This window comes from Pseudomonas sp. SCT (assembly GCF_003864275.1).
Classification (GTDB): Bacteria; Pseudomonadota; Gammaproteobacteria; order Pseudomonadales; family Pseudomonadaceae; genus Stutzerimonas; species Stutzerimonas stutzeri_AE.
The window spans coordinates 102,046-116,931 of record NZ_BDJA01000007.1 but is presented as its reverse complement, the minus strand read 5'-3'; the positions used below and the strand labels follow the sequence as shown (position 1 = coordinate 116,931).

Annotated in this window: 13 protein-coding genes; 9 read left to right on the top strand and 4 right to left on the bottom strand. The window is 63.9% G+C overall.

Features of this window, described 5'->3' with window-relative positions; genetic code table 11:
- Window positions 1-6 precede the first annotated feature (6 nt).
- Window positions 7-1,203 (top strand): acyl-CoA dehydrogenase family protein, encoded by a 1,197-nt coding sequence (locus BHD08_RS17760; protein WP_015278859.1) that lies wholly within the window; start codon window positions 7-9, stop codon window positions 1,201-1,203.
- A 12-nt stretch (window positions 1,204-1,215) separates the two neighbouring features.
- Window positions 1,216-2,358 (top strand): acyl-CoA dehydrogenase family protein, encoded by a 1,143-nt coding sequence (locus tag BHD08_RS17755; RefSeq protein WP_125023893.1) that lies wholly within the window; start codon window positions 1,216-1,218, stop codon window positions 2,356-2,358.
- Window positions 2,359-2,708: 350 nt separating this feature from the next.
- Here the strand turns inward: BHD08_RS17755 and BHD08_RS17750 are convergent, their stop codons facing one another.
- Both BHD08_RS17750 and BHD08_RS17745 read right to left on the bottom strand, forming a co-directional pair.
- Entirely contained in the window at window positions 2,709-4,067 is a 1,359-nt protein-coding gene (locus tag BHD08_RS17750; RefSeq protein ID WP_015278857.1) for an MFS transporter, read from the bottom strand.
- A gap of 145 nt (window positions 4,068-4,212) precedes the next feature.
- The gene (locus BHD08_RS17745; protein ID WP_125023891.1) at window positions 4,213-5,097 is read right to left on the bottom strand and encodes an alpha/beta fold hydrolase; all 885 of its coding nucleotides are present in this window, start codon (window positions 5,095-5,097) and stop codon (window positions 4,213-4,215) included.
- 100 nt (window positions 5,098-5,197) lie between these two features.
- Between BHD08_RS17745 and BHD08_RS17740 the strand changes: the two genes are divergently transcribed.
- A complete protein-coding gene (locus BHD08_RS17740; RefSeq protein ID WP_015278855.1) occupies window positions 5,198-5,776 on the top strand; it encodes a TetR/AcrR family transcriptional regulator in 579 nt (192 codons plus the stop codon).
- A gap of 3 nt (window positions 5,777-5,779) precedes the next feature.
- Here BHD08_RS17740 and BHD08_RS17735 read toward each other — a convergent pair whose 3' ends face one another.
- Complete coding sequence (locus tag BHD08_RS17735; RefSeq protein WP_015278854.1) at window positions 5,780-6,565, bottom strand: IclR family transcriptional regulator; 786 nt, start codon at window positions 6,563-6,565, stop codon at window positions 5,780-5,782.
- A 170-nt stretch (window positions 6,566-6,735) separates the two neighbouring features.
- Here BHD08_RS17735 and BHD08_RS17730 point away from each other — a divergent pair, with 170 nt between their 5' ends.
- From BHD08_RS17730 to BHD08_RS17705, 6 genes are all read left to right on the top strand, one after another.
- Window positions 6,736-8,361: an AMP-binding protein gene (locus BHD08_RS17730; protein WP_125023889.1), complete on the top strand. Its 1,626-nt coding sequence runs from the start codon at window positions 6,736-6,738 to the stop codon at window positions 8,359-8,361.
- Between the two features lie 295 nt (window positions 8,362-8,656).
- Window positions 8,657-8,893 (top strand): 50S ribosomal protein L28, encoded by a 237-nt coding sequence (gene rpmB / locus BHD08_RS17725; RefSeq protein ID WP_015278852.1) that lies wholly within the window; start codon window positions 8,657-8,659, stop codon window positions 8,891-8,893.
- An 11-nt stretch (window positions 8,894-8,904) separates the two neighbouring features.
- The gene (gene rpmG, locus BHD08_RS17720; RefSeq protein WP_003284185.1) at window positions 8,905-9,060 is read left to right on the top strand and encodes a 50S ribosomal protein L33; all 156 of its coding nucleotides are present in this window, start codon (window positions 8,905-8,907) and stop codon (window positions 9,058-9,060) included.
- A gap of 177 nt (window positions 9,061-9,237) precedes the next feature.
- Window positions 9,238-11,385, top strand: coding sequence for an adenosylcobalamin-dependent ribonucleoside-diphosphate reductase (locus BHD08_RS17715; RefSeq protein WP_125023887.1), 2,148 nt, complete (start codon window positions 9,238-9,240; stop codon window positions 11,383-11,385).
- Window positions 11,386-11,446: 61 nt separating this feature from the next.
- Entirely contained in the window at window positions 11,447-12,154 is a 708-nt protein-coding gene (locus BHD08_RS17710; RefSeq protein WP_125023885.1) for an NrdJb, read from the top strand.
- A 356-nt stretch (window positions 12,155-12,510) separates the two neighbouring features.
- The gene (locus tag BHD08_RS17705) at window positions 12,511-13,383 is read left to right on the top strand and encodes a DMT family transporter (RefSeq protein ID WP_125023883.1); all 873 of its coding nucleotides are present in this window, start codon (window positions 12,511-12,513) and stop codon (window positions 13,381-13,383) included.
- A gap of 39 nt (window positions 13,384-13,422) precedes the next feature.
- Here the strand turns inward: BHD08_RS17705 and ppnN are convergent, their stop codons facing one another.
- Window positions 13,423-14,796, bottom strand: coding sequence for a nucleotide 5'-monophosphate nucleosidase PpnN (gene ppnN / locus BHD08_RS17700; RefSeq protein ID WP_125023881.1), 1,374 nt, complete (start codon window positions 14,794-14,796; stop codon window positions 13,423-13,425).
- Window positions 14,797-14,886: the final 90 nt, after the last annotated feature.

Genomic DNA, 14,886 nt, shown 5'->3' with positions numbered 1-14,886 from the left:
TTTCCCATGAACGTCAACTACACGGCCGAAGAGCTCGCCTTTCGCGATGAAGTGCGCGCCTTCCTGAAAAGCGAGCTGCCGGCGGACATCGCCGCCAAGGTCAAGCTCGGCAAGCACATGTCCAAACAGGATCACGAGCGCTGGCAGCAGATTCTGGTCAAGCGCGGCTGGTACGCGCCGGGCTGGCCGGTGGAACTGGGCGGCACCACCTGGGGCCCGGTCGAGAAGCACATCTTCGATGAGGAGTGCTCGGCCTTCGGCGCGCCGCGTACCGTGCCCTTTGGGGTCAACATGGTCGCCCCGGTGATCATCAAGTTCGGCACCCAGCAGCAGATCGACCATTACCTGCCGCGTATTCTTTCTGGCGAGGACTGGTGGTGCCAGGGCTATTCCGAGCCGGGTGCCGGCTCTGACCTGGCGAGCTTGAAGACCCGCGCCGTGCGCGACGGCGACCACTACGTGGTCAACGGCCAGAAGACCTGGACCACTCTTGGTCAGCACGCCAACATGATCTTCTGCCTGGTGCGCACCGACCCCGAGGCCCAGCAGCAGCGCGGCATCAGCTTTCTGTTGATCGACATGAAGAGCCCCGGCATCAGCGTGCGGCCGATCATCACCCTGGACGGCGATCATGAGGTCAACGAGGTCTTCTTCGACAACGTCCGCGTGCCGGTGGAGAACCTGGTCGGCGAGGAAAACCAGGGCTGGACCTGCGCCAAGTACCTGCTGACCCACGAACGCACGGGCCTCGCCGGCATCGGCTCGTCCAAGGCGGTGTTGGCGCATCTGAAGCGCATCGCGATGAAGGAAGTCTGCGATGGCAAGCCAATGCTCGAAGACCCGCTGTTCCGCGCCCAGGTCGCGGAAGTGGAAATGCAGCTGATGGCCATCGAGATGAGCACCCTGCGCATCCTCGCCGCGGCGAAGGAGGGCGGCGTGCCCGGCGCGGAGTCCTCGATCCTCAAGGTCAAGGGCACCGAGATTCGCCAGGCGATTACTCACCTCTTGCGCAAGGTCATCGGCCCCTACGCGTTGCCGTTCCTCGAAGAGGAGATGCAGCTGGACTACGACGGCGAGCTGTTGCACGCCGACTACAGCGCGTCGCTGGCCGGTGACTACTTCAACATGCGCAAGCTGTCGATCTTCGGCGGCTCCAACGAAATCCAGAAGAACATCGTCTCGAAGATGATTCTCGAGCTGTAAGGGGGCACCGCAATGGACTTCAAACTGACTGAAGAGCAGCAAATGCTGCAAGACACCGCGGCGCGTCTGGTGCGCGACGCCTACCCGTTCGAACAGCGCGAGAAATTCAGCGAGTCGGAGCTGGGCTTTTCCGCCGAGTTCTGGGCGCAGCTGGGCGAGCTGGGCCTGACAGCTGTGCCGTTCGACGAGGAGATCGGCGGCTTCGGTGGCGGCGGCGTGGAAACCATGCTGGTGATGACCGAACTGGGTCGCGGCCTGACCCTGGAGCCCTACCTGCAATCGGTGATCTTCGCTGGCGGACTGCTTACTCAATTGGGCAGCGATGCGCAGAAAGAGGAGCTGCTGCCGCAGGTGGCGGCCGGTTCGCTGCAACTGGCGGTGGCGCTCGACGAGCCGCAGAGTCACTACAACCTCAACGACGTACAGACCAAAGCCGAGGCGGCGGACGGCGGCTATCGTCTATCCGGACGCAAGGCCGTGGTGATCGGCGGGCACAGCGCCGGGCAGATCATCGTCTCCGCGCGCACCGCTGGCGACAGCCGCGACGAAGCCGGCGTCAGCCTGTTTCTGGTCGACCCTAACGCCCAAGGCGTCAGCCGCCGTGTTTATCCGACCATCGACGGGCGCAAGGGCTGCGATTTGTTCCTCGACAACGTGCAGGTCGGCGCCGATGCGCTGCTCGGCGAAATCGGCAACGCGCTTCCGGCGCTGCGCTACCAGCAGGGCCGTGCCATCGCCGCGCAGTGCGCCGATGCCCTCGGCAGCATGGACGAAGCCTGCAAGCTGACCCTCGACTATCTGAAGACGCGCAAGCAGTTCGGCGTGCCGATCGGCAAGTTCCAGGTCCTTCAGCACCGCATGGTCGACATGCAGACCGAACTGGAGCAGGCCACCAGCATGGCGATCCTCGCCGCGACCTTTGCCGATGGCGAAGACAACGACGAGCGGAGCCGTATCATCGCCGCCGCCAAATACATCTGCGCCCGCGCCGCGCGCAAGGTGGCCGAGGAAGCGATACAGCTGCACGGCGGCATCGGCATGACCTGGGAATACAACCTCGCCCACCATGCCAAGCGTCTGGTGATGATCGCCCACCAGTTCGGTGATGACGACCATCATCTGAAGGCCTATGCGAAGCTGATGCAGGTGGCGTGATCGGTTGATCGCGAGACATAAAGAACCCGCTCTCAGGAGCGGGTTTTTTGTGGGCGGTGGGTACCGTTGCGGTGATTGTGCTGTGGGAGTGGACTTATCCGTGACGTTTCTTGGCTCCGGTGCTAAGCCGGGTACGCGAACAGTCCGGTAGGGCGGTTGGCGCGTTTCCACCACACGCGGCGGGTCGGCACGGTGGCTGGGCTGGGCGGTGGAGCGTGATCCACCCTACGCTGTCGGTTCGGGTTCGTAGGGTGGATGTCGCTTTTCACATCCACGCGGTTGGGTCGGTACCCGTGGATCGGTGGATCGATAAAGCGTGATCCACCCTACGCCTGAGGTCCCGCGTCCGCTCAGGCCGGATTGGCCTGTGCCTCGACTGGTGCTGCACCCTGCGGCTTCCACTCCTGCAAGCGATCCAGGCTGCCGCGGTAGTGCTTGAGGCCCATGCCGAGCAGGATCATCGCGCCGACCAGGGCGACGCCGGTGACGATCAATAGCGAGTAGCGCAGGGCGTTGTCGTCGCCGAAGACGAAGTCGGTGCCCAGCGCCACGGCGGTCGGGCCGATGCCGAGACCGACCATGGTGATGACGAACAGGTACACCGCCGAGGCCTGGCCACGCATGGAGTTGGGCATGATCTCCTGGATCGCCGCCGGGCCGACGCCGAAGGGCATGGCGATGGTGAAGACGTGCAGGGCGATCAGCGCCAGTGCCAGTTCGCCGGTGCCGGCCAGGTAGGCGAGGTTGAGTGGCAGGGTCAGCGCGGCGGAGATGATGCCGACGCGCAGCGGTGCGTCGCGATAACCGCGGCGGTGCAGCAGGTCCGACAGCCGTCCGCCGGCGATAATGCCGATCGAGCCGGCCACCGCCACCACCGAGCCATAGAGCACGCCGACGTCGCTGGCCGACCATCCATAAGTGCGGATGAAGAAGGTCGGAATCCACGCCGAACTGCCGTAGGCGGCGAAGGCCAGGCAGGCGAAGCCGAAGTTGTGGCAGAGCACGGTGCGGCGGTTCTGGCGAATGTAGCCGGCCACCTCGCTCAGTGGCACCTCGACGCCCGCGCCGACGCCCTTGCGTGACGGCTCGCGGATCAGCAAGAGCACGGCAGTGAACAGCACGCCGGCCGCGCCAAGTACGAGGAAGATCAGCTGCCAGGGGCGCACCATGCCGAGCACCGGCAGCTCCACATCGCCCTGTGCCGAGGCGAACTTGACCACCAGCCCGCCGAGCAGGAAGGCCAGGCCGGAGCCGATGTAGATGCCCATCGAATAGACACTCATCGCGGTGCCGCGCAGCTTGGGCGGGAAGCTGTCGGCGATCAGTGAATAGGCCGAAGGCGACAGCGCCGCCTCGCCGACACCGACGCCGATGCGGAACACGAGGAACTGCCAGAAGGTTCGCGCGGTGCCGCACAGGGCGGTCATCAGGCTCCACACCAGCACACCGATGGCGATGATGCCGCGGCGGCTCTTGCGGTCGGCCAGGCGCCCGATGGGCACGCCGCAGATGGTGTAGAACACCGCGAAGGAGAAGCCCATCAGCAGGCTCATGTGGGTGTCGGTGATATCCAGATCACGACGGATCGGCTCGACCAGCAGGTTGAGGATCTGCCGATCGACGAAGGACAGCACATAGGCGAGCATGAGGATGGCGACCGTGACCCAGGCGCGGGTTTGCGAGGGGTAGCCGTTATTGTTGTTGTGCATGGCAAGGCTCCATTGGCAAGGAGGGCTGTAACCAGCCCATCCTCACTTTTGTCGGAGATCCGCCATCCGGCAAGGTGAATAACCCCTGCATATGTTTCGAAATATGCTAGCAGTGTTCCGCTCTGCGAAACTAACGCGCTTGGAGTCACGCCACCGTTTGTTGTTGGCTCGGCATCAGCTCCGGTAACAGATGCGGCGTCCACAGGTTGTCGGCGAAACCGCGACGGAAGAAGCCGAAGTGGCCGATCCGCGCGGCGCCGATTTCCGCTGGCGCGATGCGCTGCATGATCTTCGGCGCCGAGCTATAGAAGCCATGCAGGGATTCGGTGTTGCGCGCCGACATCATTTCGTCGTCGCTGAAGGACAGCGAGGTCAGCGGTGTGCGTACCGCCGCGAAGGCCTGACGCACGGGCTCGCCTTCGACACCGACCAGATAGTCCGGATGCAGGCACCAGCGCCGCCACTGGCGAATGACCCCGGCCGGCAGGTCGCCGACCGCCCCGATGCGAGCGCCCGGGAAGTAGCCCGCCACCGCAGTCAACACCGGCGCCAGGCCATGCCAGAGTAGCCAGGCCTTGTTGCGGATCTGCGGGCTGTTCTCGCGCCAGTAGCCGCTGCCGGCGGCGATGGTGACGATGCGGGTCAGGCGCTCATGGCCTTTGACCAGCGGCAGAATCTGCGCGCCGACGCTGTGGCCGATCCAGTACAGCGGCAATTCGCCGGCGGCTTCAGCGGCCACGGCGAGCACCGCGCTGCAGTCATGGCGCGCCCAGTCGAGGATGTCGACGTTCAACTGGCGAAGCGGCATTCGCCGCGAGCGGCCCATGCCCAGGTAATCGAAGGTCACCACCTGATAGCCGCGCTCGGCGAGCCAGGTGGCGAAGTCAGTGTAGAAGCGCTGCGGCACGCCCATCGCCGGCGCGATCAGCACGACGCCGCATGGCACGCTGCTCGGCTGATACCAGTAGCTGGACAGGGCATGGCCGTTGCCATTGTCGATGGAGCGTTCTTCAACCTGTATCGTCGCCATCTTGTTGTTCTCCGCGCTTCTGCGATTGCTGCGATCGGTGCAGTATACGAAGGGTAGAAGATAATTCTAGAAAAATATTCTAGTCCAGACTGGAGGCCGGATGGCCCGTAGTAGCCGCAAGCAGGAAATCCTTCAGGCCGCACTCGCCTGTTTCACCGAGTTCGGTGTGGAGGCGACCACCATCGAGATGATCCGCGACCGTTCCGGCGCCAGCATCGGCAGCCTCTATCACCATTTCGGCAATCGTGAGCGGATCATCGCTGCGCTGTATCTGGAAGGCATCGGCGAGTACGCCGCGCTGCTGGAAGCCGGACTGATCGAGACGCTCGATGCCGAGGCCTGCGTCCGGCTGTTCGTCACCAGCTACATCGACTGGGTGGTGGCGAACCCGGACTGGGCGCGCTTCGTCTTGCACAACCGCGGGCGGGTCGAGGCGGGGGAGATGGGCGAGCAGCTGCGCGAGGTCAATCGCACCCACGGCGAGCGGGTTGGGGCGATTCTGCGCCGCCATCGGGAAAGCGGAGCCTTTCGGCGAATGCCCGGCGACTGCTTTCTCGCGGTGGTGATCGGACCCTGCCATGACATGGCGCGCAACTGGCTGGCGGGACGTTCCCGTACCGCGCTGGCCGACTGCCGCGAGCTGCTCGCGGATATCGCCTGGGCCAGCGTCAGGGCCTGACGGTCAGACGCCGAGGCTTTCGATATCGCGGGCGAGCATTTCCAGCTGGTGGGCCAGCGAGTTCTTCAGGGTGTCCTCGCTGAGCTGGAATGATGGCGCACCGCAGGTCAGCGCCATGATGCTGCCGTCGGCCAGGTGCAGCGGCACACCGGCGGCCATCACGTTGCGGTCCCAGTCGCCGAGCGACAGGCAGAAGCCGTGCTGTACGAACTCCTCGAACGAGGCGTGCAGCGACGCTTCGATGGCGGCCCAGCCATCACCATACTTGGCCGCCAGCGCCGCCATCAGGTGTTCACGTTCCTTTTCCGGCGTGGCGGCGAGAAAGGCGCGACCGGCGGCGGTGGTGGCCAGCGGCAAGCGCACGCCGGCGTCCATGCGCAGGGTAGTGACTTCGGCCGGGCGGCAGTTTTCCACGTAGATCATCGACAGCCGGTCGCGGCAGGTCAGGCCCACCGTGGTGTTGGTGCGGCGGGCGAATTCATCCATGTACGGCTTGGCCAGCTGGCGCACGCGCAGGTTGGATACGTAGGCGTAGCCGAGCGCCAGCACGCCGGAATCGAGCTGGTACTTCTCCAGCTGCTGCGAATAGCTGAGGTAGCCGAGCTTGGTCAGCGTGTAGGTCATGCGCGACACGGTGGGCTTGGGTAGCCCGGTGATGCGTGCGATGTCCTGGTTGCCCATCACCACCGAGCCATGGGTAAAGGCACGCAGCACGTCCAGCCCGCGGGCCAGCGCCTCGACGAACTTGCGATCCTTGGGTGTGCCGGTGTCTTCGATGTCGTCGCTCATTGGTCTCGGTCTGTCTGGCTAGTGGGCAGCGGTGGCGAACGATAGCAGATCGCCCGATGCCGGGCAGTGCGGCCATTGGCGATCATTGCGGGAGAAAAACTGTTCCACTACTATCGGATTCGACATCCAGTTTCGCACAGTAAAACAATAATTCATTTTGGAGAATGTCGATGTCCGCTTCCGCGCAAGGCTACGTGGCTGCCGAACTCGCCCGTGGCGGCTACCAGAACGTCCATGACCTGCTCTCTCGAGCCTGCGCGACGCATCCGCAGCGCACGGCATTTTCCTGTGGTGACGACCACCTCACGTACGCCGAGCTGGGCAGTCGTGCCGACGCCTTCGCGCGCTACCTGCGGTATCACGCGGGTCTGCAACCGGGTGACCGGCTGGCGCTACAGCTACCCAACTGCTTGCAGTATCCGATCGCCGTGTTCGGGGCGCTCAAGGCCGGGCTGGTGATCGTCAACACCAATCCGCAGTACACCGCCGCCGAAGCCCGGCATCAGTTCCACGATTCCGGCGCCAAGGCGATCCTCGTGCTCGATCGCCTGTTGCCACAGGTCCGTGCGGTGCAGGCGGACACCGCGCTGCGACAGATCATCCTGACCAGTGTCGACGACCTGCAACAGCCAATCTACGAAAGCCAGGAGGACGGAACGCTCCGCTTCATGCAGGCGCTGCGCCTGGGCGAACAGAGATCGCCTGTGCAGCGCGAGGCAGGTCTCGACCGGCTGGCGTTGTTGCAGTACACCGGCGGTACGACCGGTGTGTCCAAGGGGGCGATGCTCACACACCGCAACCTGCTGGCCAACGTGCTGCAGACCATCGAGCTGTTCGACCAGCCTGGTCTGCTCGAGCCGGAAAAGGACGTGCGTATCGCCCCGTTGCCGCTGTATCACATCATGGCTTTCGCCACGAACTGTCTGAGTTCGGTGGGCATGGGCCTGCATACCGTATTCATCCGCGACGGGCGCAATCTGGACGAAACCATCGGTGCCATGCAGCGTCATCCGTTCAGCCTGCTCAGCGGCATCAACACGCTGTTCGTCGGACTGATGAATCATCCGGAATTTCGCAGCATCGATTTCTCCCACCTGAAGTGGGCGACGTCCGGCGGCGCGCCGCTCAACAGTGAGGTCGGCCGCCGCTGGCAGGCGCTGACCGGCGCGCCGATTCGCGAAGGTTTCGGGCTGACCGAGGCGTCGCCGGTGGTCGCAACCGGCACTCAGCTGAGCCCCTACCGTGAAGGCTACATCGGCCAGGCGCTGATCGAGACCGAACTGCGCACCGTGGATGACGAGGGCAACGACGTGGCGCCGGAAACGCCGGGCGAACTGTGGCTGCGTGGCCCGCAGGTCATGCAGGGCTACTGGCAGCGTCCGGACGAGACGGCCAAGGTGCTCACACCCGATGGCTGGCTGAAGACCGGCGATATCGCGCTGCTGGATGCCGATGGCTTCGTGAAGATCGTCGACCGCAAGAAGGACATGATCCTGGTGTCCGGCTTCAACGTGTTCCCCAACGAGATCGAGGATGTGCTGATGCAGCATCCATCCGTGCGTGAATGCGTGGCAGTGGGCGTGCCGGATGCGCGCAAGGGCGAGGCGGTGAAGGTCTTCGTCAGCATCAAGGACGATACGGCTGATGAGCGGGCCTTGCTCGAACATTGCCGGCGATACCTCACCGGCTACAAGATGCCGAGCTTTCTCGAGCTGCGCGACGAGCTGCCGAAGACCGCGGTCGGCAAGTTGCTGCGTCGGCAGCTGCGTGACGAGGCGCGCGCCGCTGCAAGCTGATCGCTAGCTATATATATGTACGAAGCGACGGGCGGATCTGCCGGGTCGCAACCCACCGGATGAGCCGGGCGAAGGGGTTCGGGTCCAAGGCAGCCGGGCGGAAATATCAATCCGCGCTTGTTGCCCTGGGGGGTTTCTGATATAAAGCAGCGCTCTTTTCTAGGGGCCCGGTATCTTCGTTCGCAACGTGGCCGGTAAGACCCCCATGAAACGTGGCGCTGAGCGCCGAACTGACAAGTGAATTCAAGCGGCCAACCCATGCCGGGTTGGGCATGTGGTTTTAGAGGGCTGAGGCATGTCGAGAGTCTGTCAAGTTACCGGTAAGGGTCCGGTAACCGGGAACAACGTTTCCCACGCAAACAACAAAACCCGTCGTCGTTTCCTGCCGAACCTGCAGCATCATCGCTTCTGGGTCGAGTCGGAGAACCGCTTCGTCCGTCTGCGCCTGAGTGCCAAAGGCATGCGCATCATCGACAAGCGCGGCATTGACGTCGTTCTGTCCGAGCTGCGCGCCCGCGGCGAAAAGGTTTAAGGAGAGCAATCATGCGTGACCTGATCCGTTTGGTGTCCAGCGCCGGTACCGGCCACTTCTACACCACCGACAAGAACAAGCGCACCACCCCCGACAAGATCGAAATCAAGAAATTCGATCCGGTCGTACGCAAGCACGTGATCTACAAGGAAGCCAAGATCAAGTAATTGATCGGCCCTTGAAGAAAGAACCCGCCTCTCGGCGGGTTTTTTCGTTTTTGGTACATGGTCAGCGCCGTTCGTCACCGCTCCGGGTAATTTGACAAGAGTCATATGCTTCGGCCGGAAATTCGCTATCGTACGAGCTTTTCGTTTACCCACTTTCGGCACGAGGATGCGTAGCGCATGGCGAAGACGGACGGGCCCATCGCGGCAGACAGCAAGAGCACTTCCATCGCCCTGCAGGCGGCTTCCGAAGATATCTGGGCGCAGAAATACCGGCTCACCAGCAAGGACGGCACACCGATCGACGAGAGCGTCGATGACACTTGGCAGCGCGTCGCCCGTGCCCTGGCCGATGTCGAGCCGGCCAAGCAGCGCGAGCACTGGTATGAGCGCTTCCTCTGGGCGCTGCGCAACGGTGCCATCCCGGCCGGGCGGATCATCTCCAACGCCGGCGCGCAGGACTACAAGCCGGCGACCTCGACCATCAACTGCACCGTCTCCGGCTCGATCACCGACTCGATGGACGACATCCTCGGCAAGGTCCACGAGGCCGGTCTGACGCTCAAGGCCGGCTGCGGCATCGGCTACGAGTTCAGCACCCTGCGCCCGCGCGGCTCCTTCGTCTCGGGTGCCGGCGCGCACACCAGCGGCCCGCTGTCGTTCATGGATATCTTCGACAAGATGTGCTTCACCGTCAGCTCCGCCGGCGGCCGCCGCGGCGCGCAGATGGGCACCTTCGAGGTCGGCCATCCGGACGTGCGCGAGTTCATCCGTGCCAAGCGCGAAGACGGCCGGCTGCGCCAGTTCAACCTCAGCCTGCTGATCACCGACGAATTCATGCAGGCGGTGGACGCCGACGGCGAGTGGCCGCTGATCTTCCCGGTACACGCCAAGGAAGCCGCCGAACTCGACCTGAACGATGCCGAGCACGTGCTCTGGCGCGAATGGCCGGTGCACGACAACTACATCGTCCGCGACGACGGCCTGGTCGCCTGCAAGATCTACGGGCGGGTCAAGGCGCGGCATCTGTGGGACATGATCATGGTGTCCACCTACGACTACGCCGAGCCGGGCTTTATCCTCATCGACCGCGTCAACCAGCTGAACAACAACTGGTGGTGCGAAGCGATCCGCGCCACCAACCCCTGCGGTGAGCAGCCGCTGCCGCCGTACGGCTCGTGCCTGCTGGGCTCGATCAACCTGACCAACTTCGTCATCGACCCGTTCGGTGCCGATGCGCGCTTCGACTGGGACAAGTACCGCGAAGTGGTGCGCGTCTTCACCCGCATGCTGGATAACGTGGTGGAGATCAACGGCCTGCCGCTGGAGCAGCAGCGCCACGAGATCGAGAGCAAGCGCCGCCACGGCATGGGCTTCCTCGGCCTCGGCTCGACGCTGACGCTGCTCAAGCTGCGCTACGGCAGCCCGGAAGCCTGCGTGTTCACCGAGGAAGTCGCCCGTGAAATGGCGCTGGTCGGCTGGGAGCAGGCGCTCGAGCTGTCCAAGGAGAAGGGCGCGGCACCGCTGCTGAGCCAGACCTTCGAGGTCACCGCCGAGATGCTGCGCAAGCGTCCGGAGATGGCCAAGGACGGTTACAAGGTCGGTGACAAGATTGCCGGTCGCGTGCTGCACGCCAAGTATTCACGCTACATGCAGAAGATCGCCGAGTACGCACCGGAACTGATCGAGGCGCTGGCCGAGCAGGGCGCGCGCTTCACCCACCACAGCTCCATCGCGCCCACCGGCACCATCAGCCTGAGCCTGGCCAACAATGCTTCCAATGGCATCGAACCGAGCTTTGCCCACCACTACTCGCGCAACCTGATCCGTCCCGGCCGCAAGGCCAAGGAGAAGATCGAGGTGTTCAGCTACGAGCTGCTGGCCTACCGCACGCTGATCAACGAGCGCGCCAAGCCGGGTTCCGACGAGCCGGGCGAGAAGCTGCCGGACTACTTCATCACCGCCGATGACGTCAGCCCGACCCAGCACGTGGACATCCAGGCCGCCGCGCAGAAGTGGGTCGACTCGTCGATCTCCAAGACCGCCAACGTGCCGACCGATTATCCGTTCGAGGCGTTCAAGGACATCTACCGCTACGCCTGGCGCCAGGGCCTCAAGGGTTGCACCACCTTCCGCTTCAACCCGGCGGCGTTCCAGGGCGTACTGGTCAAGGAGTCCGATCTGGAGAAGACGCTGTACCGCTTCACCCTCGAGGACGGCAGCGTGGTCGAGCTCAAGGGCAACCAGGAAGTCGAGTACGACGGCGAGGTGAACACCGCCGCCAACCTGTTCGATGCCCTCAAAGAAGGCTATTACGGCAAGTACTGAACCGGACTGCCAATCGTATAAGCGCCGGGCCATCGCTGTGCCCGGCAGGAGAATCTGCACAATGACCGTAAAGATCACCCAGCGCATCAAGGGCTTCAAGGTCGTCGACGAGGCCCTCGAGCGCCCCGCGGCCGCTGCGGCCAGCACCGAGAGCAAGACGAGCAAGGCCGTCAACGTGGTGGAAATGGACGAGAGCCTGCAACGTCCGGAAACCCTCATCGGCATGACCTACAAGATCAAGTCGCCGCTGTTCGAGCACGCGCTGTACGTTACCGTGAATGACATCGTGCTCAACGCCGGCACCCCGCATGAGCAACGGCGGCCGTTCGAGATCTTCATCAATTCGAAGAACATGGACCACTTCCAGTGGATCGTTGCGCTTACCCGCATCATGTCCGCGGTGTTCCGCAAGGGCGGCGACTGCACTTTCCTCGTCGAGGAGCTGAAGGCGGTGTTCGACCCGCGCGGCGGCTATCTGAAGAAGGGTGGCGTCTACATGCCGTCGATCGTGGCCGAGATCGGCGCGGTGCTGGAGCGCCATCTGATCGCCATCGGCATGCTTGAAGGCCATGCGCTGGACGAAACCCAGCTCAAGTACCTGGCCGAAAAGCGCGCCGCCTACGAAGCCAGCCAGGGCGCGGTGGCTGTCGAGCCGGGCGAAGGCTTTCCGGCCGGCGCACAGCTGTGCAACAAGTGCAACACCCAGGCTGTGGTGCAGATGGACGGCTGCGCTACCTGTCTGAACTGCGGCAACTCCAAGTGCGGCTAAACGGCGTGCGCTGATTTCGCCTGCTGCTCGTCAGGCCCGCTTTACCCGGCGGGCCTGGCTCTGCTAGCTTTGGACCTGTATACAGCTTTCCGGTTTTTGGCCAAATGTCTTCCACTGCTCACAGCCTGTTCCCCATGAAGCCAGCCGATCTCGGTGCGGCCCGGCTGTGCGCAATCGCTCCACCTCCCTCTGTCGTTGCCGATCTGGCAATCGCGCCACCACCTCCACAGGCGGTCGCGCTGGGCTGATCCGCCCACACTTCGCAGCTCCGGTTTTCGCTTCCGATCCTTATGGGTCGGTGCGCGCACGCTTTCGGCGTTCGCTGGAGCCTGTTTGGCTTCGACAGGTAATCACTGATGACTTTCAACAAATCGTTGTGGACGTCCTATGGCGTCATGACTGTGTTCGTCCTGCTGTGGGGCAGTGCGGCCATCTTCACCCGCTGGGGACTGGACCACGGCACGCCCTTCGCCCTGCTGATCGTGCGCTTTGCTCTGGCGCTGACTGCGGTTCTGCTTATCGGCCTCTACCGTAGGCGCTGGTGGCCAGCGCCTGGCACTGCTTGGCAGACGGCGGCGACCGGGCTGCTGATGATCGGCTGTTATTCGATCTGCTATTTCCAGGCCATGGCCCATGGCGTGACCCCAGGCGTGATCGCGACGCTGCTCGGCGTGCAGCCGATTCTCACCCTGTTGCTCCTCGAAAGGCGCTTCTCGCCGCTGCGCCTGCTCGGATTGCTGGTGGCACTGGCCGGACTGGCCGCGGTGGTCTTTCAGAGTCTGGTACTGGCGCGTTTCTCGCTCGCCGGGATGCTCTTCGCCCTCGGCGCGCTGCTGTGCATGACCGTGGGTGCGATCCTGCAGCAGCGTGTTCGCCAGAGCCCGCTGGAGGTCATGCCGCTGCAGTACGCGGTCAGCCTGCTGCTATGCCTGGCGTTCGTGCCGTTGCAGCCGATCCAGCTGGAAGCGGTGACAGGCTTCATCATTCCGGTGCTGTGGCTGGGCCTGGTGATCTCGGTGGCGGCGCAGCTGCTGCTGTACCGCATGATCCAGACTGGCAATCTGGTCAATGTCACCAGCCTGTTCTACCTGGTGCCGGTGGTGACCGTGGGGATGGATTACCTGTTCCTCGGCAATCAGCTGTCGCGCCTCGGACTGCTCGGGATGGGCGCGATTCTGCTGGGGCTGGCGCTGGTGTTCAGGGCCGCGCCGCAGCCGCATCGCGGATGAGCAAAGGCCGGGCGGTTGCCGCCCGGCCTTTCGGCAGCTTCAGCTGACCACGCGGTAGCACGGCGTGTAGGGCACGCCGCCGGGCAGCTTCATGCGGTGCTGCTCGACGAAGGCCTGCAGCAGCTTGTCCAGCGGCTGCATGATCGCCGCGTCGCCGTGGATCTCGTAACGGCCGTACTGCTCGATGCGGCGGATGCCCTTGTCCTTGACGTTGCCGGCGACGATGCCGGAGAACGCGCGGCGCAGATTGGCGGCGAGTTCGTGCGGTGGCAGGTCGCGGCGCAGCGGCAGGCTGGCCATGGCCTCGTGGGTCGGGTCGAAGGGGCGCTGGAAGCCTTCCTCGATCTTCAGCAACCAGTTGAAGTGGAACGCATCGTTGCGCTCGCGGCGGAAGCGACGGACTTCGCGCAGCCCCTCGGTCATCTGTCGGGCCACTTCGGTGGGGTCGTTGAAGACGATCTGGTAGCGCTTCTGCGCGTCTTCGCCAAGGGTCGCGCCGACGAAATCGTGCAGCTGCTGCAGATAGTCTGCGGCATCGCTCGGGCCGGTGAGGATGACCGGAAAGGGCACGTCGCAATTGGCCGGGTGCAGCAGGATGCCAAGCAGGTAGAGGAATTCCTCGGCCGTGCCGACGCCGCCGGGGAAGATGATGATGCCGTGACCGACACGGACGAAGGCTTCCAGGCGTTTCTCGATGTCCGGCAGGATGACCAGTTCGTTGACGATCGGGTTCGGTGCCTCGGCGGCGATGATGCCGGGCTCGGTCAGCCCCAGATAGCGGCTGCCGTTGCGGCGCTGCTTGGCATGGGCGATGGTGGCGCCTTTCATCGGGCCCTTCATCACACCTGGGCCGCAGCCGGTACAGACGTCCAGGCTGCGCAGGCCCAGCTCGTGGCCGACGCGCTTGCTGTACTTGTATTCCTCAGTGCTGATCGAGTGACCGCCCCAGCACACCACCATGTTCGGCTCGATGCCAGGGCGCAGCGTGCGGGCGTTGCGCAGCAGGTGGAACACATAGTCGGTGATGCCCTGCGAAGTGCTCAGATCGATGCGTGCGCTGCTCAGCTCGCTTTCGGTATAGACGATGTCGCGCAGGGCGCTGAAGAGCATCTCGCGGGTGCTGGCGATCATCTCGCCATCGACGAAGGCATCGGCCGGCGCGTTGAACAGCTCCAGGCGTACGCCGCGATCCTGCTGCAGGATGCGCACCTCGAAGTCCTCGTAAGCTTCGAGGATGGTCTTGGCGTTGTCGATGCGCGTGCCGGTGTTGAGGATCGCCAGGGCACATTGGCGGAACAGCTTGTGCGTGCTGCCGGAGCCGACTTCGCTCAGTTGCTGTACTTCGCGTTGCGAGAGGGTTTCCAGGCTGCCTTTGGGGCTAACCGAGGCGTTGATTACGTTGCGTTGGGTCATTCGTCGTTCCCTGAAATACCGCCGTTTCGGCCGCATTGCGATGGTGAGCCCGCGGGGGAAGCCCGGGGCCGCCGGTTCAAGGCGTGTCGA